Below are 24,358 nucleotides of genomic sequence, written 5' to 3'. Positions count from 1 at the left end.
CCGCACGGGAGGAGGGCCCGGTGCCGTGTGCGGGGCCGGCCGCCGGCGCGGTCACGACCAGCCGACCGGGCACCGCACAATGGAGGAGTGAACGAGTCGATACCGGTCGTCCGCGACGTGGACCGGGGAACTGCCAGACTGCTTCCCGACGTGGACCGGGAGCGGGCCTGGCTGCTGACCGTCGACGGTTCGCCCCAGTCGTACGTCGACCTGGACGCGCCGGAACATCTCGAATTCGAGTACGCGCGACGGCTCGGCCACGTCGTGGACTGCGCCGCCGAACCGGGCGCCCCGCTCGACGTGCTCCACCTCGGGGGCGGGGCCCTCACCCTGCCGCGCTATGTCGCGGCGACCCGGCCCGGCTCCCGGCAGGACGTCGCCGAGGCCGATCACGGGCTGCTCGGTCTCGTCGCCGAGCAGCTGCCGCTGCCGGACGACAGCGGGATCGCCGTGCACGGTGCGGATGCCCGCGCGTGGCTGGAGGCGACCGCGCCCGGTTCCGTGGACGTCCTGATCGCGGATGTCTTCGGTGGCTCGCGGGTGCCCGCCCATCTGACCTCCGTCCCCTACGCGCAGGCCGCGGCACGGGCGCTGCGGACCGACGGGGTCTACGCCGCCAACCTCGCCGACGGGGCGCCCTTCGACTTCCTGCGCCCGCAACTGGCCACCTTCGCGGCGGCCTTCGAGGAGCTTGCGGTGATCGCCGAACCGGCCGTACTGCGAGGCCGGCGGTTCGGCAATGTCGTCCTCGTCGCGTCCCACGTCCCCTTCGACACCGCCGCGCTGACCCGCCGCTGCGCCGCCGACGCGTTTGCGGCCCGCGTGGAGTACGGCGCCGCCGTAGCCCGGCTCGTCAAGGGTGCCAGGCCGGTCGGCGACGACGAGGCCGTCGACTCACCCGAGCCGCCCGAGGGCGCCTTCGGCATCAGCTGACGCGGGCGCGTCAGCCACCACCTCGGCGGGGGTGGTCCTGCGCCTCAGATTGCGTACGTCCGGCACGAACAGCACCGCCCCGGTGACCAGGACGACCAGCGCGGCGCAGCCCCACAGCGCCTGTGCGCGCCCGACCAGCGACTCGACAGGACCGGCGAGCGCGGTGGCCAGCGGCACCATGGCCACCGAGCCGAACCAGTCGTACGCCGAGACCCGCGACAGCTTGTCCTCCGGGATCTCCTGATGCAGGGCCGTCATCCAGGACACCCCGAACACCTCGATCGCGGCCCCGCTGACGAACATCACCGCGCAGAGGCCGGCCACCGGCAGCGGCACGGCGAGCCCCGCGGAGGGGAGTGCCAGCGGGAAGACGCAGAGCGTCCCGGCCAGCAGCAGCCGCTTCGGCTTCCACCGCATCATCAGCACCGCCCCGGCCAGGGTGCCGACACCGAACGCGGCGAGGGCGAGGCCCCAGGGACCGGCGCCGCCGAGCTCGTCCTCGGCGACCAGCGGCCCGTAGACCGCCTCGGCGGCCCCGACCGCGGCGACCACCACGGAGAACTGCGCCACCACGGCCCAGAGCCAGGTGCGGCCGACGACCTCCCGCCAGCCCTCCCGCAGATCGGCGAGCAGGCCGCCGCCGGGCTCACGCGCCGGGATATGGCTGACGTCGAGGAAGGAGCGCAGCGCGCCGGCCACCGCGAACGCGGCCGCGTCGACGGCCAGCACCCAGCCCGGGTCCATCGCAGCGATCATGGCGCCGCCGAGCGCCGCTCCGCCGATGGCGGCGCCCTGCATCGACATCCGGAAGAGGGCGAAGGCGCGGCTCGCCTGTTCGCCACTGACGGTGGACAGCAGCATGCCCTCGGCAGCCGGGTTGAAGAAGGCCTGCCCGGTACCGCACAGCGCGGTGAGCACCATCATCTGCCACAGCCGGGGCTCCCCGGCCAGGACCAGCCAGGCGAACGCGGCCTGCGAGAGGCAGTTGAGGGTGTTCGCCGCCACCATCACGCGGTGGCGCGGCAGCCGGTCCGCGACCGCCCCGCCGATCAGCAGGAAGAGCACCAGCGGCGCGGTCCTGGCGGCGGCCACCAGTCCGACGTCGCCGGCGTCGCCGCCCGCGTCCAGGACCGCGAACGCCGCCGCGATCAGCGCGCCGTTGGTGCCCAGGCCCGTGATGATCGCGGCGGCGGTCAGCAGCCGGTAGTTGCGGCCCGCCCGGGAGGGGCGGGCCGATGGGGGTACGAGGTCGGCGGCAGTCACCAAGGGACTATCGCCGGAGTTGCCCCGCGGTGCCAAATGCATTGCCGCGGAGCGTCAGGACTTGGTGATCTCCGCCAGGCGTACCGTGCTCAGGATCTTCTGGATCGTCGCGTCCGGAAGCTCGTCGGGAACGTTGGCGGCGGCGTAGAGCACCCAGGAGGCGTAGGCACCGCTGCTGTTCTTGAAGGTGAACGCGATGGCCTTGCCGTCGCTGTCGCACTTCTTCTTCTTGGTGACATTGGGTGCCTTGGAGATGGCCACGCTGCCCGTCAGACCGGACTTCGTCGTGTACGCCTTCGGCTTGCCGATCTTGATCGTGCTCTTCGGCATGTGCTGTGCGAACGCGCCCCAGGCCCAGCTGGCCGCCTCGTTCCGGGCGTTCTCACCGGCGTCTGTGGCGCCTTCCGCGCCACGGCTGCCGGCGCCGGCCAGGCTGGTGTTCTCCTTGACCCCGTCCTTGTCGGAGTCGTCGACGCACCACTTGCTCTTGAGGTCGGTGGGCGCCGAGAAGAGCACGTACGGCGAGCCGTCACCCTTCTTGTCGTCCTCGAAGAACGAGTACGTGGTGGGTGAGGAGACCTCCCAGTCGCCGGGCACGTCGAACCGCGTGCCCCACTTCGGGTTGGTCACCACCTTCCAGCCTGCGATGACCGGCTTGGCCTCCCCGCCGGAACCGCGCGGGTTGGCCTCCGGCGACGACGCGGACCCGGAGGGCTTGGCGGGCGCGGACGACTTCTTGCCGTCGGCGACGTTCTTGCCGTCCTTGTCGTCGTCCTTGTTCATCACGACGACGCCCGTGACCACGGCTGCGGCGACGACCGCGACCGCCGCGACGATCGCGACGACGGTCGTCCGCTTCTTGTTGTCGTTACCGGGCTGGGGTCCGCCGGGCCCGCCGGCCGCCGCGTACTGCGGGACGGTCGGCTGCTGGTACGGGTTGGGCTGCGGGTAGCCCGGCTGGCCCTGCGGCTGCCCCGGCTGACCCTGCTGCGGGTAGCCGTAACCGGGCTGCTGCTCGGGTGTCCCCGGCTGTTGGTATCCCGGCTGCTGGTAGGGATTCGGCTGTTGGTACCCCGGCTGCTGGTACGGGTTCTGGTTCTGGTCCTGCGGGTTTTGCTCGCCCCCGGGCGGCTGCTGTCCTGGCCACATGGCGAGTAACGATAGAGGTGACCCGCCCGGCAGGCTACGGCCGCCCCCGTGAGCGGACGGTGAAGGAAGGGATCCGGTGCGGACCGGATGATCCCCGGGGCATGGTCAAACCTGTCTACTCGTGAGTAACATCAGGGTCATGAGCGCTGAACAGATGACTGCGGGCGAGATGGTCGCCGCGACGGTCCCGATGGTCCGGACCCTCAACCTCGAATTCCTGGAGTCCACCGCCGAACGCGCGGTGGTCCGTCTTCCGGACCAGCCGGACTACCACAACCACGTCGGCGGACCGCACGCAGGCGCGATGTTCACGCTGGCGGAATCGGCGAGCGGCGCCATCGTCATCGCCGCGTTCGGGGACCAGCTGACCCGTGCGGTCCCGCTCGCCGTGAAGGCCGAGATCGGCTACACGAAGCTGGCCATGGGCGATGTCACCGCGACCGCCACCCTCGGCCGGCCGGTGGCCGACGTGGTCGCCGAACTCGACGCGGGCACGCGCCCCGAGTTTCCGGTGGCCATCCGGATCCAGCGCGCGGACGGCGCCGTGACCGGCGAGATGACGGTGGTCTGGACGCTGCGCCCGAACGCCTGAGCCGGCACGCGCAGGGGCCGTCGCCCACCCGGCAGGGGTGCGGGGCGGCCCTTCGCGCTGTCCCGGCCGATGTCACGCCGGGTAGGCTTCCCGCTGTGCGCCGAGGAGTTGTCCGGCGGGCGACAAGACATCACTACGGAGGAACCGGCGTTGCACATCCAGGAGTGGCTGGAGACCGTCCCCGCGATCAGCGTCTACCTCCTGGTGGGCGTCGTCATCGGTCTGGAGAGCCTCGGCATCCCGCTGCCCGGCGAGATCGTTCTGATCAGCGCGGCGCTGCTGGCGGCGGGACACGACGGCATCAACCCCTGGATCCTGGGTGCCTGCGCCTCGGCCGGAGCGGTGATCGGTGACTCGATCGGCTATGCCATCGGCCGCAAGGGCGGACGTCCGCTGCTCGCCTGGCTGGGCGGGAAATTCCCCCGCCACTTCGGCGAGGGCCAGATCGCCATGGCTGAGCGCTCGTTCCAGAAGTGGGGCATGTGGGCGGTCTTCTTCGGCCGCTTCGTCGCGCTGCTGCGTATCTTCGCCGGGCCTCTCGCAGGCGTCCTGCACATGCCGTACTGGAAGTTCCTGACCGCCAACCTGCTCGGCGGGGTCGCCTGGGCAGGCGGCACCACGGCCGTCATCTACTCGGTGGGCGTCGTCGCCGAGGCCTGGCTGAAGCGGTTCTCCTACCTGGGACTCGCGATTGCCGTCCTGATCGGGCTCGCCTCGATGCTGGTCCTCAAGAACCGGGCCAAGAAGGCGGCCGCGCAGTCCACGGCGGACTCCACACCCGAGCCGGAGGCCGTTCCGACGGCCGACTGACCCGTGCGGGTCCCGCCGGCCGGGTGCCCCGCACTCAGTCCTCGAACGCCTCGCGGTGCGCCTTCGCCAGCTCCACATAGCCGACCGCGTTGAACTTCACACCTTCCAGCTCCTCCTCGGTCAGCTGCCGCTTGACCTTGGCCGGAACACCCGCGACCAGCGAACCCGGCGGTACCCGCATCCCCTGCGGGACCAGGGCCTGTGCGGCGATCAGCGAGCCGGTGCCGATGTGCGCCCCGTTCAGGACGGTGGCCCCCATGCCGACCAGCACGTCGTCCTCGATGGTGCAGCCGTGCAGCACCGCGTTGTGCCCGACCGAGACGCGCTCGCCGACCGTGACGGGGAAGCCGGGATCGACATGGACGCTGCAGTTGTCCTGGATGTTGGACCCGGCGCCGATGACGATGGGACCGCAGTCCGCGCGCAGCACCGCGTGGTACCAGACACTGGACCCGGCCGCCATGGTGACCTCACCGATCACGACCGAGGTCGGTGCGGTGAAGGCGGACGCGTCGATGTCCGGCTCCTGGCCGCCCATCGCGGTGATCAACGCCTGCTCTGCCATCGCGTTCCTCCGTGCTCCGGTGCTGTGGGTCGCGGCTGTCCGGTCCGCCGGGGAAACGGTATGCGACGGGCTCGCGGGCCGGGGACCGGGTGGGGTGAAGATCACAGGCCGGTGCGGATACCGGCCCCGGACGCGCCGACTACCGTGTGCGAGTGCCGAAGAACAGAGACACGGTCTCCTCCCTGACCGCCTGGCGGCGGCGCGCCCTGTCGGGCGCCGTCCACCGGTGCTGGCGCTGGGTACGGGAGACGGGTGCGATCACGGCCACGCATCCAGGCGGGCTGCGGTTCGGCCGGATCGGCGAGGGCACCCGGCTGGCATTCCCGCAGGGCACGGTCTTCGGGGAGCGGTGGATCGAGCTCGGCAACCACTGCATCATCGGCGAGCAGGTCACCCTCACAGCGGGGCTGATGCCGGATCTGGACCTCGGCGCCGATCCGATCCTGACCCTGGGCGACGGAGTGGTGCTCGGCCGCGGCAGCCATGTCGTCGCCGACACCACCGTGACGATCGGCTCGGACACCTACTGCGGACCGTACGTCTACATCACCTCGACCAACCACAGCTACGACGATCCGCAGCAGCCGGTCGGCCGCCAGTGGCCGCGGATGGAGCCGGTCGCCATCGGTCCCGGCTGCTGGATCGGCACCGGAGCGGTGGTCCTCCCGGGCGCTCGGCTCGGACGCAACGTGGTGGTGGCAGCGGGCGCTGTGGTGCGCGGAGAGGTGCCCGACCATGCGGTGGTGGCCGGTGCCCCCGCCCGGGTCGTACGCAGCTGGGACCCCGGGAAGGGCTGGCAGCCCCCTCTGCGCACGCCGGCCCCGGTGCCGATCCCGGAGGGTGTGACCCCCGAGCAGCTGCTGGCCGTGGCGGAGCTCGACGAGAGCTGACGGCCGGGCGCCCGTGCGTCAGCCCGTCGCGAGCAGCACCGTGCCGACCAGTGCCAGCCCGGCGCCCGCCGCCTGCACTCCGCGCAGCCTTTCCCCCAGGAAGCCGCGTGCGGCCAGGGCCGTGATCACGGGGTAGAGCGAGGCCAGGACGGCGGCGACGGTGACCGGCCCGTGCTGGGCGGCGATCGAGTACGTCCCGTTGGCGGCGACATCGGCGAGACCCACGAACGCCAGGGCCGGCAGCGCGGCCCGTACGAGGGCGGCGCCGCCCTCCTCGGGAAGCGCACGGCCCCCGCGGCGCACCGAGACGCACAGCGCCGTACCGCCCACGGCGATGTTGGTGACGCGCTGCACGAGAAGGGCCAGGAAGAGCCCGGTGACCGTGGTGGACGCCTCGGCGATCAGGGACATCACGGCCCCGAACCCGAACGCCGCCACCAGCGTCAGCAGCACCGCCCGGCGCTGCACCGGGGCGCCCCGCAGCTGCGGTCCGCCGGCCAGCACGATGCCCACCACCGCGACGGCGACGCCGGCGAACTGCAGCAGCCCCGGACGCTCGCCGACGATCAGCCCGACGCTCACCGGCACGGCGACCCCCAGTGACCCGAGCGGGGACACCACGCCCATCGGCCCGAGCGCCAGCGCCTTGTAGAAGCTCAGCATCGCGACCGGCCCGACCGCTCCGGCCGCGACGGCGTACCAGAGCTGCCCGCCCGCCTCGCTCCATGCGCCCGTCGCGATCACGATCACGGCGAGCACGGCCGCCGCGGCGGTCTGCGAGACGACCACGACGGTGAGTGCGGGCGTACGCCGGGTCAGCAGCCCGCCGCCGAAGTCGGCCAGCCCCCACAGCAGGCTGGTGGCCAGGGCGAACAGTGCTGTCATGGGCAGGCCTCGCAGTACAGTGCGGTGAACGGTTCGGTGCACCACACCGTAGTGCAGCATTTTCGACTCTGTCATCCAGAATATTGGACGGCCGGAATCTTGGACGGAATGTGACTGATCTCGACCAGCTGACCCAGTCCCTCGCGCGCAACCTCAAGCGCTGGCGCGGGGAGCGGGGCTTCACCCTGGACGCTCTCGCCACCCGCGCCGGGGTGAGCCGCGGCATGATCATCCAGATCGAGCAGGCACGGACCAACCCGAGCGTCGGCACCACGGTCAAGCTCGCCGACGCGCTGGGTGTCAGCATCACGACGCTCCTCGACTACGACCAGGGCTCCCCGGTCCGGCTGGTGCCCACCAGCCAGGCGGTACGCATGTGGTCCACCGAGGCGGGAAGCTCCACCACACTGCTGGTCGGCACGGAGGCCCGGGGGCCGCTGGAACTCTGGTCGTGGCGCCTGATGCCCGGCGACAGCAGCGCGTCCGACCCGCACCCCGAGGGCACCGTCGAACTGCTCCATGTCACCGAGGGCGATCTCACGCTGGTCGTGGACGGCGCCACGTACGCCGTGCCCGCCGGTACCTCCGCCACTTTCGAGGCACACCACCCCCACGCCTACCGCAACGAGGGCTCCGAGCCCGTCGCGCTCACCATGGCCGTGTCCATCCCGCCCGTCAGGTGAGACGTCCAACCGGCCCGGTGTGCGGGGCTGTTAGCGTGACGGGTATGCACGCACCCATCGGCTCCTTCGAGGAAGCCCGCCCCGCCGCCGAACGCCTCGAACTGCTCACCGCTCCGGTGGCCGCAGCGGTCCGCGAAGGCTGGGGCGGTATCCCCGCAGAGCAGATCATCCACGTCGACACGGACCCGGAGATCGCCGACACGGCCGCCTTCGTGGAGCACCACGGGAACGATCTGCTGAACTGCTCGGCCAACTGCGTCGTCGTGGCCGGCAAGCGCGGGGAAGACGTGACCCTGGCCGCCTGCCTCGTACTGTCCCACTCCCGCGTCGATGTGAACGGCACGGTCCGCCGCCACCTCGGTGTCCGCAAGGTGCGCTTCGCCCCCATGGACACGGCGGTGGGCGACACCGGCATGGAGTACGGCGGGATCACGCCCGTCGGACTCCCGGAATCCTGGCCCCTGTTGATCGACCCCGCCGTCGTGGACCAGGAGTGGGTCCTGATCGGCAGCGGCAGCCGGCGCGGCAAGCTGATCATGCCGGGCAAGGCGCTGGCGGCGCTGCCCGGCGCGGTCGTGGTCGAAGGCCTCGGTCTCAGGGCCTGAGGAAGCTCTCCGCCGGGAGCCTCCGGTGCGCCGGCAGCCACCGCGTGGCGAACCGGACCGCTTCGGGGAAGCGGAACAGACGGCTCTCGGCCGAGCCGACCACGCCGTCGGAGACGGCCGGGGAGCGGGCCGACCGTTCGAAGTCGGCGCCCAGGGCCGCGAAGTCGCTGTCGTCCAGGGCCACGTCCTCGTACTCCCACCACCGCCGTTCGCCACCGTTCCGCACCACACAGCGGTAGGTGCGCCTGGGTGGGGACGGCACGCGGTACTCGGCGAGATGGAACGCGCTGCAGGAGTCGAAGCCGCATCCCAGCAGCAGGACCTGGGCCCGCAGTTCGTGCAGCCGGGCCAGGGGGGAGTCCTCGCCCAGATGACAGTCGGGGAGGTGGTCCGCCACCACACGGCCGGCCAGCGGGCCCACCGCGGCGAACGACGTCTGCGGATGGACGCTGCGCAGGGAACCGGGGGACAGGCGCACCGTCTCGGACAGGCGGCCCATCGACGGAGCGGCCGTGGTGGCCGGATCGAACGCGGGCATGGCCGCCCGCACGGCCTCCCGGTCCCGGTCGCCGAGACCGCGTACCCGCGAGCGGTAGTGCGGCGAGGTGTCGGAGTTCTCCGGAGTGAAGGAGGGGACGACCAGCGTGCCCTGCGGTCCCAGCGCATCGCGCAGGGCGCCCGCCACGGCGCGGGCCCCGCCGTCCACCGCCCCCACCGCGCGCAGGGAGGCGTGCACCATGAGGACGCCTCCCCGTTCCACGCCGAGCCGGGCCAGATGTCCGGCCAGCCGGGCGCGGCTGTGGGAGACGGTCAGCACACGGAGAGCGGGGGCAGTACTCACAGCGGGTCATTGTTGCAGCCGGGAGCGGAGTGTGACACCACGCACATTCGGCCGAACGGTGACAGCCTTCGGGGGCTGCTCCAGCGGTCCGCCCTCAGCGGCCGAGCGCGGGGATCTCGATGGCGGGGCAGCGGTCCATGACCATGTCGAGCCCGGCCGCGCGGGTGCGCCCGTACGCCTGCTCGTCGATCACGCCGAGCTGGAACCAGACCGCCGAGGCCCCGATCGAGACCGCCTCGTCGGCCACCGCTCCCGCCAGTTCGCTGTTGACGAAGACGTCCACCACGTCGACCGGGAACGGGATGTCCGCCAGTGCGGCGTAGCCGTCCTCGCCGTGCACCCGCTCCGCCTTCGGATGCACCGGGACCACGCGCTTGCCGAAGCGCTGAAGGACCTCGGCCACCCCGTAGGCGGCGCGCGAGCGGTTGTTGGAGAGGCCCACCACCGCCCAGGTGTCGCCGGTGCCGGTCAGAATCCTGCGGATCGTCTCCGTGTCTGCGTACATGATCCGCACAACGGACGGCCGCCCCGGACCATTCCCGCGCCTGCGCATAGGCTGGCCGGATGCAGGAGCAGTACCGGACAGTCGCCCGAGCGGGCGTGCACGAGACCGAGATCAACCGGTCGCGCTTCATCTGCGCGCTCGCCCCCGCCGCCACCGAGCAGGAGGCACAGGAGTTCGTCGCCGAGGTCCGCAGGGAACACCCGTCCGCCTCCCACAACTGCTTCGCGTACGTGATCGGCGCCGACGCCTCCGTGCAGAAGGCCAGTGACGACGGCGAGCCGGGGGGCACCGCCGGAGTGCCCATGCTGCAGATGCTGACGCGCCGCGAGATGCGGTACGTCGTCGCGGTCGTCACCCGCTACTACGGCGGAGTGAAGCTCGGTGCGGGCGGACTGATCCGGGCCTACGGGGGAGCGGTCGGCGAGGCGCTCGACGCCGTCGGCAGCCTCACCCGGCAGCGCTTCCGGCTCGCCACCGTGACCGTGAACCACCAGCGGGCGGGCCGGCTGGAGAACGAACTGCGGGCCACCGGACGGACCGTGCGCGAGGTCCGGTACGCGGAGGCGGTGACCATCGGGATCGGTCTGCCGGACGCCGACGTGGAGGAGTTCCGGCGCTGGCTGGCCGACGCGACGGCGGGCGAGGCGGAACTGGAGCTGGGCGGCGAGGCGTACGGCGACGCCTGAGTACTGTGGTGCGCGGGCAGGGCCACGCGGGTGATGAGGAGTACCGCCCGCAGGGCCCGGCCGCCCCGGAGCACAGCGGGCGCGGCCTTGAGGGCGGAGGAAACGAAACATGCAGGTCGGAGCCGGGTCTTGAAGATTTTGCACACATCGGACTGGCACCTGGGGCGGTCGTTCCACCGGGTCTCGCTGCTGGAGGCCCAGGCCGCCTACCTCGACCACCTGGTGGCGACGGTCCGCGAGCACGAGGTCGACGCCGTCCTCGTCGCGGGTGATGTGTACGACAGGGCGGTGCCGCCGCTCTCCGCCGTGTCGCTCTTCGACGACGCGCTGCACCGGCTCGCCGCGGCAGGCGTCCCGACCGTGATGATCTCCGGGAACCACGACTCGGCCCGCCGGCTCGGTGTCGGCGCCGGACTCATCGGACGGGCCGGTATTCATCTGCGCACCGACCCCGCGCACTGCGCCACCCCGGTCGTACTCGGCGACGCGCACGGCGATGTGGCGTTCTACGGGCTCCCGTACCTGGAACCCGCCCTCGTCAAGGACGAGTTCAAGGCCGAACGGGCCGGGCACGAGGCCGTCCTGAGCGCTGCCATGGACCGGGTCCGCGCCGACCTCGGGAGCCGGCCCGCCACCACCCGGTCCGTCGTCCTCGCCCATGCCTTCGTCGCGGGCGGCGAGCCGAGTGACAGCGAACGCGACATCACCGTCGGCGGGGTGGCCGCGGTCCCCGCCGGGGTCTTCGACGGCGTCGACTACGTGGCGCTCGGACACCTGCACGGCTGCCAGACCGTCACCGAACGCGTCCGGTACTCAGGCTCCCCGCTCGCGTACTCCTTCTCCGAAACCGCCCACCGCAAGACGATGTGGCTGATCGACCTGGACGCCACGGGCGCGGTCGCCGCCGAACGCGTCGACTGCCCGGTGCCCCGCCGGCTCGCCAGGCTCCGCGGCCGTCTCGACGCCCTGATCGAGGACCCCGCACTGGAGCGGCACCAGGACTCCTGGGTGGAGGCCACCCTCACCGACCCGGTCCGCCCGGCCGAGCCGATGGCCCGCCTCGTCGAGCGGTTCCCGCACACGCTCAGCCTCGTCCTCGATCCGGAACGGGCCCCCGACGACCAGGGGACCTCCTACGCCCAGCGGCTGCGGGGACGCGACGACCAGAGCATCGCGGAGGACTTCGTGGCCCATGTCCGCGGCGGATACGGCACCGACGAACTGGAGCGGACGGTGCTGCGCGGCGCCTTCGACCACGTACGGGTCGACGACGGCGTGCGCGAGGTGAACCGGTGAGGCTCCACAAGCTCGGCATCACCGCATTCGGACCGTTCGGCGCCACGCAGGAGATCGACTTCGACGCGCTCTCGGCGGCCGGAATCTTCCTGCTGCACGGGCCGACCGGCGCCGGCAAGACCTCGGTCCTGGACGCCGTCTGCTACGGACTGTACGGCGCCGTGCCCGGCGCCCGGCAGAGCCCCGGGACCTCGCTGCGCAGCGACCACGCCCCGGCAGACCTGCCGACCGAGATCCGGCTCGAACTCACCGTCGGCGGCCGTCGGCTGGAGATCACCCGGAGGCCCGCCCAGCCCCGCCCCAGGAAGCGCGGCGGCGGCTACACCACGGAGAAGGCGCAGAGCTGGCTGCGCGAGTACGACGCCGAGGAGGGGTGGCGGGCGCTGAGCCGCTCGCACCAGGAGATCGGCGAGGAGATCACCCAGCTCATCGGGATGAGCCGGGACCAGTTCTGCCAGGTGGTGCTTCTGCCGCAGGGCGATTTCGCACGCTTCCTGCGCGCCGACGCCGAGGCGCGCGGCAAACTGCTCGGCAGGCTCTTCGACACCCGTCGTTTCGCCGCGGTCGAGGAGCGCCTCGCCGAGCTGCGCCGCGCCGCCGAGACACAGGTCAGGGCCGGGGACGAGAAGATCCTCGCCGTCGCGCAGCGGATCGCCCAGGCGGCCGGTCCCGCCGGGGGCGAGTGCCCGCTGCCCGAGGCCCAGCCCGGCGAACCGGGACTTGCGGACGCCGTACTGGAATGGGCAGCGACCGCCCGCAGCAGCGCCCGCGAACGGCTCGACATCACCGCTTCGGTACTGACCGGGGCCGAGAACCGCCAGGCGGCCACCCGCCTGGAGCTGGAGGCCGAGCGCGAACTGGCCGGGCTCCAGCAGCGGTACGAGGAAACACGGCGACGTGCCGCTGCGGTCGAAGCCGGCCGCCCCGAGCACGACCGGGCGCAGGAGCAGTTGAAGCGCGCCCGAAAGGCGGATCTGGTCGCCCCCGCACTGGAGCTCCGCGAGGAGGCGGCACAGGCGTACCGGCGGGCGGTCACGGCCCGCGACCGCTCCCGGGCCGGGCTGCCCGGCGATCTGGCCGACGCGGGCGCGGAACAGCTGACGGCCCTGGAACGCCGGCTCCGCGAGGAGCTCGGAGGTCTGGACGCCGCACGCCGCGCCGAACGGCGCAGCGCCGAGATCGACAGCGAACGGAACGCGCTGGAACGGCAGGCCAGGGCTGACGACGAGCTGATCCGGGACGCCGAGAGCTGGCTGGCCGGCTGGGAGGCCACCCGGCACCGCCTGCACACCCGCATCGAGGCGGCCCAGGAAGCCGCGACCCGCGCCGAACTGCTCGCCGGCCGGCTGGAACCGGCCCGCCGGCGACTCGACGCCGCCAGGCGCAGGGACGCGCTGGCCGCGGAGGCGTCGGACGCCGAAGGGCGCCTCGGTGCGGCCCGCGAGCGTGCCCTCGCCACCCGTGAGTCCTGGCTCGACCTCCGGGAACGACGGCTGCGCGACATCGCTGCCGAACTCGCCCGGGAACTGGTCGAGGGTGAGGCCTGCACGGTCTGCGGCTCGGCGGAGCACCCGCAGCCCGCCCGTGCCGGGGACGGACACGTCGACCAGGCCACGGAGGAGGCGGCCGAGGCCGCCCACCGGCGCGCCGAGCAGGCGCGCACCGAGGCGGAGCACGCCCTCGGAGCCGTACGCGAGCGGTACGCGGCGGCTCGTGCCGAAGCTGCGGACACCGGGGACGGGCAGGCCGCGGACGCGTCCGGCGGCGCGCAGAAGGCGGACGGCGAGGCCCGGGCCGCCGAGCCGACTGTCGAAGCGCTCGCCGAGCTCGTGTCCGCCCTGACGGGGCAACACACCGAGGCGCACCGGACCGCCACCGGGACGCACGCGGCGCGCGAGGCACTCGCCGCCGCCGAACGCGAACAGGAACAGCGGGCCGGGGACCGTCAGCAGGCCGAACGCCGGGCCGCCGCCCGCACATCCCGGCGCGAAGGCCTCGACGCCGAACAGACGGCCCTGGAGGAGGTCCTGGCACAGGCCCGCGGCGAGTCCGGCAGCGTCACCGAGCACGCAGCCCTCCTCCAGCGCCGGATCGTCCTGCTGGTCGAGGCGGCCGGGACGCTGCGCGAGGAGGAGAACGCGGCGGTGCGGCTCAAGGAGGCGGACGGCAGACTCGCCGACTCGGCGTTCCGGGCCGGCTTCGACACCCCGCAGTCCGCCGCCGAGACGGTGCTCCCCGACTCCCGGCAGCGAGAGCTCCAGCACCTGATCGATGTCTGGCAGGCCGAGGCCGCGGCCGTGGCCGACCGGCTCGCCGAGACGCAGGCGCGCGCGGCCGCGGGCAGGCCCCCGGCCGCCCCGGACACCGCACAGGCGGCGTACGACACGGCGGAGCGGCTGCTGCGGGACGGGTCCGGCGCCCACGCCGCGGCTCGGGAGCGCTGCACCGAACTTGCCCGGCTCTCCCGGCAGGCGGCGGACGAGGTGCGGGCCCTGGGCCCGGTGCGCGAGGAGTACGAGCGGATCGCCCGGCTCGCCGGTCTCACCGCCGGCACCTCGGCGGACAACGAGCGCAAGATGCGGCTGGAGTCCTATGTGCTCGCGGCCCGCCTCGAACAGGTGGCGGCGGCCGCCAGCGCCAGGCTGCGGCGGATGTCGTCCGGCCGCTACACACTGGTCCACTCCGATGCCCGCACCGGAGGCCGCAGGGCCGGGCTCGGGCTGCATGTCATCGACGCCTGGACCGGCCGTGAACGCGATACGGCCACGCTCTCCGGCGGCGAGACGTTCTTCGCCTCGCTCGCCCTGGCGCTCGGCCTCGCCGACGTCGTCACCGACGAGGCCGGTGGCGTACGGCTGGACACTCTCTTCATCGACGAGGGGTTCGGCAGCCTGGACGACCAGACCCTCGACGAGGTGCTCGACGTGCTGGACTCGCTGCGGGAGCGGGATCGCAGTGTCGGCATCGTCAGCCATGTCGCCGATCTGCGCCGGCGGATCCCGGCCCAGCTCGAAGTGGTGAAGGAGCGGCGCGGATCCGAGGTGCGGCACCGGGCCGCCGACGGAGTCAGCGGCTGACCGCCCGCCGGGGCAGCGGCGAGGAGTAGCCGGCGCTCGTGGTGACGGAGCCCAGGGCACCGATCTTCCCGGACACCGCCTCCAGATGGCTCGTGGAGCGTGCCGTCACCTTGAGCACGAAGCAGTCGTCGCCCGTGACGCACTCGACCTCGCCGGACTCGGCTACCGGGTCAAGGAGATGCTCGGCGGCTTCGAGTACTGGGTGCGCGAGGGCTTCGCGTTCGAGACCTGGCACGGGCCGGGGCGGCACGACGCCGACCTGCTCACCGCACGGGCCGGCTCCGGGGACTGCGGCGGGGGGCCGGTCCCGGAGACGGATCCGGGACCGGCCCGCAGGCCGGGTCAGAGCTTCGACAGCTCGTCGACCAGATCGTCCAGACCCAGCGGACCCTGCGAAAGGGCGGCCATGTGCCAGGACTTGAGATCGAAGGAGTCGCCGTGCGCCGCGCGGGCGTTCTCCCGGCCGAGCAGCCAGGCGCGCTCGCCGAGCTTGTAACCGATGGCCTGCCCCGGCATCGAGAGATAGCGGGTCAGCTCGCTCTCCACGAAGTCGGCGGGCCGTCCGCTGTGGTTGCCGAAGAACTCCTGGGCCAGCTCGGGAGTCCAGCGCTCACCCGGGTGGAACGGTGAGTCGGCCGGGATCTCCAGCTCCGCGTGCATGCCGATGTCCACGATCACCCGGCAGGCGCGCATCATCTGCGCGTCCAGATAGCCCAGCCGGCGCTCGGCGTCGGGCAGGAAGCCCAGCTCGTCCATCAGCCGCTCCGCGTACAGCGCCCAGCCCTCGGCGTTGGCGCTGACGATCCCGATGGACGCCTGGTAGCGGGAGAGGCTCTCCGCGACATGGGCCCACTGGGCGAGCTGGAGGTGATGGCCGGGAACACCCTCGTGGTACCAGGTGGAGACCAGGTCGTACACCGGGAACCGGGTCTCGCCCATCGTCGGCAGCCAGGTGCGGCCGGGGCGGGAGAAGTCCTCGGACGGACCCGTGTAGTACGGCGCCGCCGCGCCGCCGGGCGGGGCGATCCGGGACTCCACCCGGCGAACCTGCTCGGCGAGTTCGAAGTGCGTACCGTCCAGGGCCTCGATCGCCTCGTCCATCAGGCCCTGCAGCCACGCCTGGACCTCGTCGACCCCCTCGATGTGCTTGCCGTGCACGTCGAGATGGGCCAGCGCCTCCCAGGGGCCCGCGCCGGGCAGCACCTTCTCGGCCTCGGTCCGCATCTCCGCAAGCAGCCGGTGGTACTCGGACCAGCCGTACGCGTACGCCTCGTCGAGGTCGAGGTCGGTGCCGTTGAAGTAGCGCGACCAGCGGGCGTACCGCTCGCGCCCCACCACGTCCGGTGAACCCGCGACGGCCGGGGCGTACACGTCACGCATCCACTGCCGCAGGCCCTCCAGCGCCTGCGCGGCCTGCCGCGCACCGTCGTCCAGTGCGTCGCGCAGAGCGGCCGGACCGGCCGCGGCGAAGTCCTGGAAGAACCCCGTCGTGCCGTCCCCGATCCACTCGTCGAGCTGGCCGACGAAGGTGGTTGTGGCACGCGGGCCGCCGTGGAGCTTGCGCTCCAGACCGAGCGCGAGCGACTCGCGGTAGCCGGCGAGCGCGGCCGGAACGGCGCGGAGCCGGTCCACCACAGCCGCCCAGTCCTCGTCCGTCTCGGTCGGCGTCACGGTGAACACCTCACGGATGGAGTGCGCAGGGGAGTGCAGGTTGGAGACTGCGCGCAGCGCCTCATCGGCCTCGTGAACGGCGAGTTCGGCCGTCAGCCGTTCGCGCAGGAGGCGGCCGCAACGCCGTTCGGCGTCATCGGCGGCGCCGGGCAGCTGCTCCGCCCGGTCGAGCTGAACGAGCGTGGCGCGGGCCAGTGCGGCCAGTGCCTCCTGGCCGGCGGGGGAGAAGTCGGGGAGGCGGCGCGAGCTTTCCGCGACACCCAGATAGGTGCCGGAAATCGGGTCGAGCCGGATGAATGCGTCGACGTATGCGTCGGCGATCTGGCGGGGCAGCGCGCTGCTCGGAGTGTCTGACATGTGGACATCCTCGTACGGAGTGGGGCTCCCCGTCACCATCAACCGGGCCCGGGAACCTGGCACGTAGCCGGCTTTGCCGCAGGGGCGGAGGGTGGCAGCAGCGGTCCGCACTCCCACTGCTGGAAGATCAACCGAGTCTCCACCCGGGCCACTTCGCGGCGCGAGGTGAACTCGTCCAGAACCAGCCGCTGCAGGTCGGCGGTGTCGGCAACGGCCACATGGACCAGATAGTCGTCCGGGCCGGTCAGATGGAAGAGCGCCCGGGACTCGGGAAGCGTCCTGATCCGTTCGACGAACGGGCCGATGAGTTCCCTGCGGTGGGGCCGGACCTGAACGGACAGCAGGGCCTCCAGCCCGCGGCCGAGCCTGGCCGGGTCCAGTCGCAGCTGATGGCCGAGAATGACGCCCGTGCGGCGCAGCCGGGCGACCCGGTCCAGGCAGGTCGACGGGGCGACTCCGACCTCGGTCGCGAGATCGCGGTAGGTGGTCCGGGCATCGTTCTGCAGCAGGCGCAGAATATGCAGATCCACCGTGTCCAGGGCGATGGAATCGGTCATTCGCCGAACGTAGCACGGGGATCACCGCTGAAATCCCGTTGACTGTTCAGAGTGGTGTCATGGACACCGAAGCACCGATGGCACCCTCGCCGACCACCCGGTCCAGGGCGCTGGCCACCGAAGCCGTGCACGCCGGACGCGACGACCTCGCGGCTCTCGGCCTGCACGCCCCGCCGATCGACCTGTCCACCACCTACCCCTCGTACGACTCCCGGGCCGAGGCGGAGCGAATCGACGCCTTCGCCGCCACCGGCACCCGGCTCGACGGGCCGCCGGTCTACGCACGCCTCGACAACCCGACCACCGCGCGGTTCGAGACGGCTCTGGCCCGGCTCGAAGGGACCGCGAGCGCCGTGGCGTTCGCCAGCGGCATGGCGGCCCTCACCGCCGTTCTGCTGGCCCGAGCGAGCATGGGGCTGCGTCATGTGGTCGCGGTCCGCCCGCTGTACGGCTGCAGCGATCATCTGCTCGGTGCCGGACTGCTCGGCACCGAGGTCACCTGGACCGATCCGGCGGGCATCGCCGACGCGATCCGACCCGACACGGGGTTGGTCATGGTGGAGACCCCTGCCAATCCGACGCTCGCCGAGGTGGACATCCGGTCGGTGGCGCACTCCTGCGGCTCCGTGCCGCTGCTCGTCGACAACACCTTCGCGACCCCGGTGCTCCAGCGGCCCGTCGAGCACGGCGCGCGGATCGTGCTGCACAGCGCGACAAAGTACCTGGGCGGCCACGGCGACGTGATGGGCGGAGTCGTCGCCTGCGACGAGGAGTTCGCGGCCCGGCTGCGCCAGGTCCGCTTCGCCACCGGGGGAGTGCTGCACCCGATGGCCGGATATCTGCTGCTACGCGGTCTCGCCACCCTGCCGGTACGGGTACGGGCCGCCGCCACGAGCGCCGCGGAACTCTCCCGCAGACTGGCCGCCGACCCGCGGATCGCCCGGGTCCACTATCCCGAACTGGGCGGCGCAATGGTCTCGTTCGAGGTCTTCGGGGACCCGCACCGGGTGATCGCTGCGGTACGGCTCATCACGCCCGCGGTCAGTCTCGGCAGTGTCGACAGCCTGATCCAGCACCCGGCCTCCATCAGCCACCGCATCGTGGACGAGGGAGACCGGCAGGCGTCGGGGGTCGGCGACCGGCTGCTGCGCATGTCGGTCGGCCTGGAGGACGTCGAGGACCTCTGGGCCGATCTCTGCCAGGCGCTGAGCTCGGAGGAGCCCGTGCGTCAGGGCTTCAGCGGCGCGACTGCCCGTGTGACTCGTGCGACGGCAGGGAACCTAGCGGGCTCGCGTCCAGCCGGGCGGTGATCACGAGCGTGCCTTCCTCGATCTGGTAGTCGAGCGGCAGCGAGAGCGCGCGCATGGCGGCGACCATGCCGGTGTTGGACGCCTGGGTCACGGCGTAGACGCTCTCGCAGCCGGCCTCGACGGCGAGCGCGACCAGACGGCCGAGCAGCTCGGAGCCGATCCCGCGGCGCTGCCAGTCGTCCTCGACGAGCAGGGCGACCTCGGTCTCGTCCCCGTCCCAGAGCAGATGGCCGAGGGCGACCAGCCGGCCCGAGGCCGTCTGCACGGCGAGGGTGCGGCCGAAGCGCGGGCTCAGCAGGTGGTCGAGATAGCGGTCGGCGTCGCGGACCGGGCCGTGGTAGCGCAGCCGCAGCGTCTGCTCCGAGCAGCGCTCGTGCATGGCGCGCGCCGCGTCGAGGTCCGCGTGGTCCGCCCGGCGCACAGTGATCTCGTTGCCTTCGGGCAGGGTGAGTACGTGCTCGCTGCGCGGGACGCGGGGGCCGAGCCGGGCGTCCAGCTCGACCAGGGCACGTGCCCTGGCGAACTCGGTGGGCGTGAACGGGAGATAGGGCCGTTCCACGGTGATGACGCCGCCCGACGGATCGCGCAGCCGCATCATCGTTTCTTCCAGCACCCCTTCGACAGGTGCCGTCTCACCGGTGGCGCGGCCGGTGACCGAGACCGCGGGCGACGAGTGAATGGTGCACCGCCCGAGCAGCTGCCGCAGGGCGAGGGGCAGTTCGGCGGCGTCCAGAGCGGTGCGGGTGGCAAGACCGAGCACCCGGGTCGGCGCGTCCACCAGGTCGTGGGCGTCCGCGCGCTCGATCCAGGTGGAGCTGCCGCCCGCGGCGGAGATCGCCCGGGTCAACTGCGCGGCCGGCAGTGTGACGGGTGCGCGCAGCAGGAACTCGTCGACGGTGCCCTGCGCCAGCGGGTGTGTCTGGAGGGTGAGGATGTCGATCCCGTGCCTGGCCAGCACGGTGCAGAGCGCGGCCAGGCTGCCGGGAGCGTCCCGGACGGTGGTACGCATCCGCCACAGCGTCGTCTCTCCGGCTCCTGCCTCGGATTCGTCCTCGGCCCCGGCATCCGCGCCCGGCGTCGTGGACAGGGCCGGCACGACCGGCTGAACGGCGGAGCCGCCTGTCCCGCCCGTGCCGTCCGTGCCGGACGAGCCGTCAGTATCCGGCGGTGGCGCGTGACTGTGGCGCCGCGCCCACCAGGTGTGGAACCCGGCGGTCGCAGTGAGTACCAGGGCCGAGGCCATGAGCAGATACGGCCCGTCGGGCTGGTGCCCGATCAGGTTGGCGATCGCGTCGGCGACGGCGACCGCGGTGAACAGGGCGGCGAGTTCCATCAGATCCCGTCGCCAGTGGTGGGGGCGGCGGGCGGATTTGGCGGATGTCACATCAGTCATGTCCTCACTGTGACCGAGCGGTGTTGCCTGATCACGAACGCCTTGTGACCGATGGGTTAAGTGTGGATCTAGTCGCCTATCAGCTGTTTTTGGCCGGTTGGCCAGGGCGCTTTCCGGCCGTTTGGCCAACGGATTTCTCTGGTCGGCTGACCGGCGGTGCTCGTTGGCCGGATGGCAGGGGCCTACGAGTCACGCGCCTCGGCCAGGGCTCAGCAAGCCGGCCCCCCGAGCCAGGCGGACTCCAGCCGTGCCGCCTGACGCACCAGCTGTGTCGACCCGCCGCGTGCGGCCACTGCGGCGAGGCCGGCTATCGGGCCGGTGCCCGGCGCGCCACCGTGCTCCGCGCACTCCGCGGCCACCGCGAGCAGGTCGTTCAGGCCCCGGGGGGCGGGCTCGCGCGCCAGCAGCGTGGGAAGCGCCTTGACCAGCACGGAGAGCACCGTCCGGTACGCGCCGGTGGCGGCGGCGGAACCGGCCGAGGCGGCCAGCCTTCCGGGCTTCACCAGTCCCCGGTCGATGAGCACGGCCAGCTCGTCGCCCAGGAGCGGCGCATCCAGCCGGCCTCCGGCGGCAAGGATCAGCAGGGTGTCCACCGCCGACAGCCGGTCCTCCGGATAGCGGGCCCCGAGCGCGTAGGCCAGCGCGAGATGAAGGGAGCGGCCCGGGGGCCCTCCGGTCTCGACGAGCGCCGGCAGAATCGATGCCCCGCCTCGCTGGTCATCGGCGCACGTGGCGACGGAGGGCAGCAGCCACGCCGCCAGCGTCTCGGCGTCCTCGGGAAGCACGGCCAGCTGCGGGGCACCGGTGCCCCAGTGGTAGCACTGCTGCTGCCCGGGGGCGTGCGGGCGGCCGAGCCAGTGGAAGGCGCGGGGGAACTCCTGCTGGATGGCCAGGCGTTCCCTCGTGGCCAGCAGCATGCGCCGCGCCCCGGCCGCCGACTGCTGCAACCAGCCCTGGCCGGGCGGGGCTTCGTCTTCCACGTACGGACGCAGGGCCGGCGCCACCGGTTCGTCCGCCCGGAGCCAGGCGGCCAGCCGGTCGCCCTCCGCGCTGCCGAGCCCTGTGGCGCGAGCGGCGGCCTCCTGGCCGCCGCTGCGCCGGACACGCAGCAGTGCCTGGGCGAAGTCGGCAGGTCCCGGGCCGACCCCCAGCGCCTGGTAGCGGCGTAGCCGGCCGACCAGCTCCATCGGGTCGATGGACCCGGTGTGCCAGGTCGGCGTCGCCAGGAGGAACGGGAGTCTTCCGGCCCGGATCGCGGCGGCTGCCTCCCACAGCCGGGCGAGCATCGCCCCGTCGAGTGCGGCGTGGAAGCAGGAGCCCGTCGCCGTCCACCGTGTCCGGCCGGCGGCGATGGTCTGCTCCGAGGTCCGGCCGAAGAGTGCTGCCGCGACGATGTGCAGGCCGTCGAGGTTCCTGGAGGACGGGAGGGGCGCCTCGTCCTGCCGACCGGATCCTGCCCACCACTGATCCGCCAGCGCGGGACGCAGGGCATCGGTCAGGGCCGTCCTGCCGGTGTGGGCACACCGGATCAGTCCGTCCAGAGCCCTCTCGAAGTCGGCGACCTCCCGCGACCCGGACCGCAGCAGGGACACTACGTCCTCGACGAGCTCGGCCGCGGTCTCGGGGGCGGGGTCGAGGCGTCGCGGGACCGGAGCCGTGGGAAGGATCTCCTCGTAGGCATCCCCGGCCGGTCCGGCGTCCAGCAGATCACCGAACAGCGCGCGGGCTGCCGAACGGTGCACGGGCCCCAACTGTGAAGCCGAGAAGGCAAGTTCCTCGCGCAGCGCGGGCGGAGACGAGGCGAGGTGGCGGGCGGTGAGCTTGAGTGCCCGTTCCTGGACGCCGATATCCGGGTGCCCGAACGCCTCGGCGACCACGGGCAGCAGCTGCCCGGCCGCCGACGGATCCCGGCGCAGCACCTTTCCCAGCAGGACCAGTTGGGAGCGGACCAGCTTCTTCTCCGTGCGGAAGAGCACCGGACTCGAGGCGTCGGCCAGCTGGGCCACCGACAGCCTGCCGTGGCCGTCCAGCCGGCTGAGCACCTCCTGGGCGTGTCCGGCCACCGGCGACGGGCCGTCCCCGGCCAGGGCGATCCAGTCGGCGACCCGCTCGGCCTCCTCCTGCGCGGTGGGTTCGAGGCTGCGCAGGAGGAGCAGGCAGAAGCGCAGGTCGGCCGTCTTTCCGCCGCGCAGCAGCCGGGTGGTGCAGCGGTCCAGGAGGGCGGACCGGTCCAGCACACACTCTGCGGCCAGGGCGGACAGCGCTGATGGCCAGTGGCCGTCGGTGGCCGGATCACCGCCCCAGGCCACCGCCGCGGGCAGCTCCGGCATCTCCAGGAGATGCGGCGCCAGCACATCGAGGTGGGGTTCGGCCCGCAGGATGTCGACCAGCGGCCGGCGGGGCTGCTGCCACCGGGCGGTGGTGATCCGCTCGGCCCATCCCCGGACCATGCCGTCGGAGACGGGCAGCGGGCAGTCCGCCATCCGGGCCAGTTCGACGACGAGCCGGTACTCCGCCTCGGAATCGACGGAACGGGCAGCCAGACGGCGGACGAGATCGGTGAGGTAGGCCGGATCGCGGTCCGCCAGGACCGCCAGGACCAACGGGTACGGCGAATGCGCCCACTCACGCAGTTCCCTGGCGCCGATCCATGTCGCGCACCCGGCGGGCCCGGTGTGGCAGCCCGCACCGGCCACCAGTACGGCTTTGAGGGTCTTGTTGCGTTCGTGCCGGTCCCAGCCCCGCGCCTGTGTGCGCAGCGCCTTCAACTCGGCCAGAGCCAGTCTGCGTTCGGCCCGGCCAAGTGGGGCCAGGAGGGCGGGAACGTCGTCGTGGCGGCCCTCGCGCACCGCGGTGAGCAGCTCCTTCATCGCGCACCTGCGCCGGCCGTCGCGCCCCGGCGGGCCATCCGGACGGCGAGTGCGTGTTTGCACGGGCCGCGGCGACCGCGGTAGTCGGCCCACCACTGGCAGGTGCAGCCCAACGCGCCGGTCCGCTCGCGGACCTGGTAGCACCGGTCGCCCGAGGCCACGGTCGCCACATCGCCGTCGAGGACGACCGCGCCCGACTCGGCCAGCCGCCGTGCGGCCACCAACCGCGGATTGTGCCGTTCGGCCCGGTCCGCGTCGTACGGCAGCTCGCGGTGGAAGTAGGCCGCGTCCGCAAGGTCGTAGCCGACACGGCCCGCGGTTCCCAGCCGGACGAGCGCCGCACGCACACGCTCCACCGGCAGGCCCGACTGTTCCGCCAGATCGGCCGGTTCGATCCTGGGCTCCCAGGCCAGCAGCACCGAGATCAGCTCGGCGTCGGCCGCGGCATCGTCGGTGGCGAGCGCTTCGAGCACTCCGCCCTCGCCGGAGAAGCCGCGTGATGCCTCGGGGGACAGGGTCAGGGTGAGCCGCATGCCGGGCAGCACGACCTCCCAGGCGCTCGCTGCGGCGACGCCGTCGGCCACCGGTCCGTACACCCGCAGCGCCGTAGCATGCCGGAGGACGCGCTGCAGCGTGGTCAGCCGCTGGGGCCCGGGCAGACAGACGGCTCCCGTCGCAGGGCGCGTCGTCGGCCGCAGGGTCTTTCCGGCCGGGAGCACCCACTGGGCGCCGCGCGACGCGTTGCCCGACGAGCGGGGCAGCGACCGCAGGAACCGGACGGCCTCCGCCGCCGGCAGCTCGGCCCGCAGATCGAAGGCGGCGGATGCCACCTGAGCCTCGGCGAAGCCTCGCAGCCACCGGTCGGGCAGCGGAACCTTCTTCTCCACGACGGGGCCGTCCAGTGTGGTGACCGCCATCTCCTGCGGCCCCACCCGCAGATGCAGCGGATCGTTGCCGCCTATCCGCGAAAGTGCCTCGCGCAGCGGATTGTTCACATCCACATTGGTCGTGCCGTGACCCGTATCCGCCCCGTCCAGGCCGTCGCGCAGCACGTCCAGGCGGGCGTACACCCCGCAGCAGCCGGAGAAGGATTCAAAGCGCAGCCGGTCGCCGTTGCCCGTCACCACGGGGTCGAGCGAGGACGACAGCGTCCGCTGGTAGTAGCGCGCGGACGCCACGTCCGCCACCGCGAGCAGTCCACGGGCCGCGATCGCGGGCGAGGTGAGAAATCCCTCGAAGAACCGGGGGTGGGGTTCGGCCCCGCTCGGGGTGAGACCGCCTGCCGTCTCCAGGCCGAGCGACTGCCCTGCCTGCGAGGACTTCAGAACGGACGGACGTGCATAGGCCAGCGCGTGTACGGATCGGGTCATGAAGAAAACGGTAGAACCCACCACTGACAGTCGGCCCGGACCGGTTCGCG

The 24,358-nt window shown here is 72.6% G+C and carries 22 protein-coding genes; 10 read left to right on the top strand and 12 right to left on the bottom strand.

Annotated features, from left to right (window positions below):
- Positions 1-87 precede the first annotated feature (87 nt).
- The gene (locus ACFVW8_RS11430; protein WP_389688532.1) at positions 88-933 is read left to right on the top strand and encodes a spermidine synthase; all 846 of its coding nucleotides are present in this window, start codon (positions 88-90) and stop codon (positions 931-933) included.
- Here ACFVW8_RS11430 and ACFVW8_RS11425 read toward each other — a convergent pair.
- Positions 895-2,232 carry an MFS transporter gene (locus tag ACFVW8_RS11425; RefSeq protein ID WP_389688554.1) on the bottom strand — a complete coding sequence of 446 codons (1,338 nt, stop codon included), beginning with the start codon at positions 2,230-2,232 and terminating at the stop codon, positions 895-897. The two genes, ACFVW8_RS11430 and ACFVW8_RS11425, sit on opposite strands and share 39 nt — an antisense overlap.
- A gap of 18 nt (positions 2,233-2,250) precedes the next feature.
- Positions 2,251-3,345 (bottom strand): hypothetical protein, encoded by a 1,095-nt coding sequence (locus tag ACFVW8_RS11420; protein ID WP_389688530.1) that lies wholly within the window; start codon positions 3,343-3,345, stop codon positions 2,251-2,253.
- A gap of 154 nt (positions 3,346-3,499) precedes the next feature.
- Between ACFVW8_RS11420 and ACFVW8_RS11415 the strand changes: the two genes are divergently transcribed.
- Together ACFVW8_RS11415 and ACFVW8_RS11410 are read left to right on the top strand one after the other, a co-directional pair.
- Positions 3,500-3,937, top strand: coding sequence for a DUF4442 domain-containing protein (locus ACFVW8_RS11415; protein ID WP_389688553.1), 438 nt, complete (start codon positions 3,500-3,502; stop codon positions 3,935-3,937).
- A gap of 150 nt (positions 3,938-4,087) precedes the next feature.
- Positions 4,088-4,747, top strand: coding sequence for a DedA family protein (locus ACFVW8_RS11410; RefSeq protein ID WP_389688528.1), 660 nt, complete (start codon positions 4,088-4,090; stop codon positions 4,745-4,747).
- Between the two features lie 34 nt (positions 4,748-4,781).
- Here the strand turns inward: ACFVW8_RS11410 and ACFVW8_RS11405 are convergent, their stop codons facing one another.
- Positions 4,782-5,312 (bottom strand): gamma carbonic anhydrase family protein, encoded by a 531-nt coding sequence (locus ACFVW8_RS11405; protein ID WP_389688526.1) that lies wholly within the window; start codon positions 5,310-5,312, stop codon positions 4,782-4,784.
- Positions 5,313-5,464: 152 nt separating this feature from the next.
- Between ACFVW8_RS11405 and ACFVW8_RS11400 the strand changes: the two genes are divergently transcribed.
- Positions 5,465-6,202 carry an acyltransferase gene (locus ACFVW8_RS11400; protein ID WP_389688524.1) on the top strand — a complete coding sequence of 246 codons (738 nt, stop codon included), beginning with the start codon at positions 5,465-5,467 and terminating at the stop codon, positions 6,200-6,202.
- A gap of 18 nt (positions 6,203-6,220) precedes the next feature.
- Here ACFVW8_RS11400 and ACFVW8_RS11395 read toward each other — a convergent pair whose 3' ends face one another.
- Positions 6,221-7,087, bottom strand: a complete 867-nt coding sequence (locus tag ACFVW8_RS11395) for an EamA family transporter (RefSeq protein ID WP_389688552.1) — start codon at positions 7,085-7,087, stop codon at positions 6,221-6,223.
- Between the two features lie 110 nt (positions 7,088-7,197).
- On the opposite strand from ACFVW8_RS11395, the gene ACFVW8_RS11390 reads away from it, so the two are divergent.
- The gene (locus tag ACFVW8_RS11390; protein ID WP_389688522.1) at positions 7,198-7,770 is read left to right on the top strand and encodes a helix-turn-helix domain-containing protein; all 573 of its coding nucleotides are present in this window, start codon (positions 7,198-7,200) and stop codon (positions 7,768-7,770) included.
- Between the two features lie 44 nt (positions 7,771-7,814).
- On the top strand, positions 7,815-8,375 hold the full coding sequence (locus tag ACFVW8_RS11385; RefSeq protein ID WP_389688520.1) for a YbaK/EbsC family protein: 561 nt from the start codon (positions 7,815-7,817) through the stop codon (positions 8,373-8,375).
- Here ACFVW8_RS11385 and ACFVW8_RS11380 read toward each other — a convergent pair.
- Together ACFVW8_RS11380 and ACFVW8_RS11375 are read right to left on the bottom strand one after the other, a co-directional pair.
- Entirely contained in the window at positions 8,365-9,216 is an 852-nt protein-coding gene (locus ACFVW8_RS11380; RefSeq protein WP_389688518.1) for an aminoglycoside N(3)-acetyltransferase, read from the bottom strand. The two genes, ACFVW8_RS11385 and ACFVW8_RS11380, sit on opposite strands and share 11 nt — an antisense overlap.
- A 94-nt stretch (positions 9,217-9,310) precedes the next feature.
- Positions 9,311-9,721 (bottom strand): CoA-binding protein, encoded by a 411-nt coding sequence (locus ACFVW8_RS11375; protein WP_389688516.1) that lies wholly within the window; start codon positions 9,719-9,721, stop codon positions 9,311-9,313.
- A gap of 59 nt (positions 9,722-9,780) precedes the next feature.
- Here ACFVW8_RS11375 and ACFVW8_RS11370 point away from each other — a divergent pair, with 59 nt between their 5' ends.
- The 3 genes from ACFVW8_RS11370 to ACFVW8_RS11360 all read left to right on the top strand — a co-directional run bounded on the left by ACFVW8_RS11370 (position 9,781) and on the right by ACFVW8_RS11360 (position 14,780).
- A complete protein-coding gene (locus ACFVW8_RS11370) occupies positions 9,781-10,407 on the top strand; it encodes a YigZ family protein (RefSeq protein WP_389688514.1) in 627 nt (208 codons plus the stop codon).
- Positions 10,408-10,536: 129 nt separating this feature from the next.
- Entirely contained in the window at positions 10,537-11,703 is a 1,167-nt protein-coding gene (locus ACFVW8_RS11365; protein WP_389688512.1) for an exonuclease SbcCD subunit D, read from the top strand.
- Entirely contained in the window at positions 11,700-14,780 is a 3,081-nt protein-coding gene (locus tag ACFVW8_RS11360) for an AAA family ATPase (protein WP_389688510.1), read from the top strand. Before ACFVW8_RS11365 ends, ACFVW8_RS11360 begins: the two co-directional genes overlap by 4 nt.
- Here the strand turns inward: ACFVW8_RS11360 and ACFVW8_RS11355 are convergent.
- From ACFVW8_RS11355 to ACFVW8_RS11345, 3 genes are read right to left on the bottom strand one after another with little or no spacing between them, the layout of a single operon-like run.
- Entirely contained in the window at positions 14,770-15,195 is a 426-nt protein-coding gene (locus ACFVW8_RS11355; protein WP_389688551.1) for an Lrp/AsnC ligand binding domain-containing protein, read from the bottom strand. The two genes, ACFVW8_RS11360 and ACFVW8_RS11355, sit on opposite strands and share 11 nt — an antisense overlap.
- Complete coding sequence (locus ACFVW8_RS11350; protein WP_389688508.1) at positions 15,123-16,808, bottom strand: DUF885 domain-containing protein; 1,686 nt, start codon at positions 16,806-16,808, stop codon at positions 15,123-15,125. Before ACFVW8_RS11350 ends, ACFVW8_RS11355 begins: the two co-directional genes overlap by 73 nt.
- 38 nt (positions 16,809-16,846) lie before the next feature.
- Positions 16,847-17,365 (bottom strand): Lrp/AsnC family transcriptional regulator, encoded by a 519-nt coding sequence (locus ACFVW8_RS11345; protein ID WP_389688506.1) that lies wholly within the window; start codon positions 17,363-17,365, stop codon positions 16,847-16,849.
- 59 nt (positions 17,366-17,424) lie between these two features.
- Between ACFVW8_RS11345 and ACFVW8_RS11340 the strand changes: the two genes are divergently transcribed.
- On the top strand, positions 17,425-18,675 hold the full coding sequence (locus ACFVW8_RS11340) for a trans-sulfuration enzyme family protein (protein WP_389688504.1): 1,251 nt from the start codon (positions 17,425-17,427) through the stop codon (positions 18,673-18,675).
- On the opposite strand, the gene ACFVW8_RS11335 is transcribed toward ACFVW8_RS11340, so the two are convergent.
- The 3 genes from ACFVW8_RS11335 to ACFVW8_RS11325 all read right to left on the bottom strand — a co-directional run bounded on the left by ACFVW8_RS11335 (position 18,602) and on the right by ACFVW8_RS11325 (position 24,308).
- Positions 18,602-20,068: a GNAT family N-acetyltransferase gene (locus ACFVW8_RS11335; RefSeq protein ID WP_389688502.1), complete on the bottom strand. Its 1,467-nt coding sequence runs from the start codon at positions 20,066-20,068 to the stop codon at positions 18,602-18,604. The two genes, ACFVW8_RS11340 and ACFVW8_RS11335, sit on opposite strands and share 74 nt — an antisense overlap.
- Before the next feature lie 209 nt (positions 20,069-20,277).
- Positions 20,278-22,938 (bottom strand): DUF6493 family protein, encoded by a 2,661-nt coding sequence (locus ACFVW8_RS11330; RefSeq protein WP_389688500.1) that lies wholly within the window; start codon positions 22,936-22,938, stop codon positions 20,278-20,280.
- Positions 22,935-24,308, bottom strand: coding sequence for an SWIM zinc finger family protein (locus tag ACFVW8_RS11325; RefSeq protein ID WP_389688498.1), 1,374 nt, complete (start codon positions 24,306-24,308; stop codon positions 22,935-22,937). The genes ACFVW8_RS11330 and ACFVW8_RS11325 overlap by 4 nt, the downstream gene beginning before the upstream one ends.
- Positions 24,309-24,358 lie beyond the last annotated feature (50 nt).

Origin of the sequence: Streptomyces sp. NPDC058221 (genome assembly GCF_042882365.1) — a bacterium.
Classification (GTDB): domain Bacteria; phylum Actinomycetota; class Actinomycetes; order Streptomycetales; family Streptomycetaceae; genus Streptomyces.
This window is presented reverse-complemented; position numbering and strand designations above follow the sequence as displayed.

Coding starts and splice junctions, on each gene's coding strand:
- ACFVW8_RS11350 (WP_389688508.1), bottom strand. CDS start 16,808: ATGTCAGACACTCCGAGCAGCGCGCTGCCCCGCCAGATCGCCGACGCA.
- ACFVW8_RS11415 (WP_389688553.1), top strand. CDS start 3,500: ATGACTGCGGGCGAGATGGTCGCCGCGACGGTCCCGATGGTCCGGACC.
- ACFVW8_RS11375 (WP_389688516.1), bottom strand. CDS start 9,721: ATGTACGCAGACACGGAGACGATCCGCAGGATTCTGACCGGCACCGGC.
- ACFVW8_RS11405 (WP_389688526.1), bottom strand. CDS start 5,312: ATGGCAGAGCAGGCGTTGATCACCGCGATGGGCGGCCAGGAGCCGGAC.
- ACFVW8_RS11325 (WP_389688498.1), bottom strand. CDS start 24,308: ATGACCCGATCCGTACACGCGCTGGCCTATGCACGTCCGTCCGTTCTG.
- ACFVW8_RS11420 (WP_389688530.1), bottom strand. CDS start 3,345: ATGTGGCCAGGACAGCAGCCGCCCGGGGGCGAGCAAAACCCGCAGGAC.
- ACFVW8_RS11330 (WP_389688500.1), bottom strand. CDS start 22,938: ATGAAGGAGCTGCTCACCGCGGTGCGCGAGGGCCGCCACGACGACGTT.
- ACFVW8_RS11385 (WP_389688520.1), top strand. CDS start 7,815: ATGCACGCACCCATCGGCTCCTTCGAGGAAGCCCGCCCCGCCGCCGAA.
- ACFVW8_RS11340 (WP_389688504.1), top strand. CDS start 17,425: ATGGACACCGAAGCACCGATGGCACCCTCGCCGACCACCCGGTCCAGG.
- ACFVW8_RS11395 (WP_389688552.1), bottom strand. CDS start 7,087: ATGACAGCACTGTTCGCCCTGGCCACCAGCCTGCTGTGGGGGCTGGCC.
- ACFVW8_RS11345 (WP_389688506.1), bottom strand. CDS start 17,365: ATGACCGATTCCATCGCCCTGGACACGGTGGATCTGCATATTCTGCGC.
- ACFVW8_RS11370 (WP_389688514.1), top strand. CDS start 9,781: ATGCAGGAGCAGTACCGGACAGTCGCCCGAGCGGGCGTGCACGAGACC.
- ACFVW8_RS11335 (WP_389688502.1), bottom strand. CDS start 20,068: ATGACTGATGTGACATCCGCCAAATCCGCCCGCCGCCCCCACCACTGG.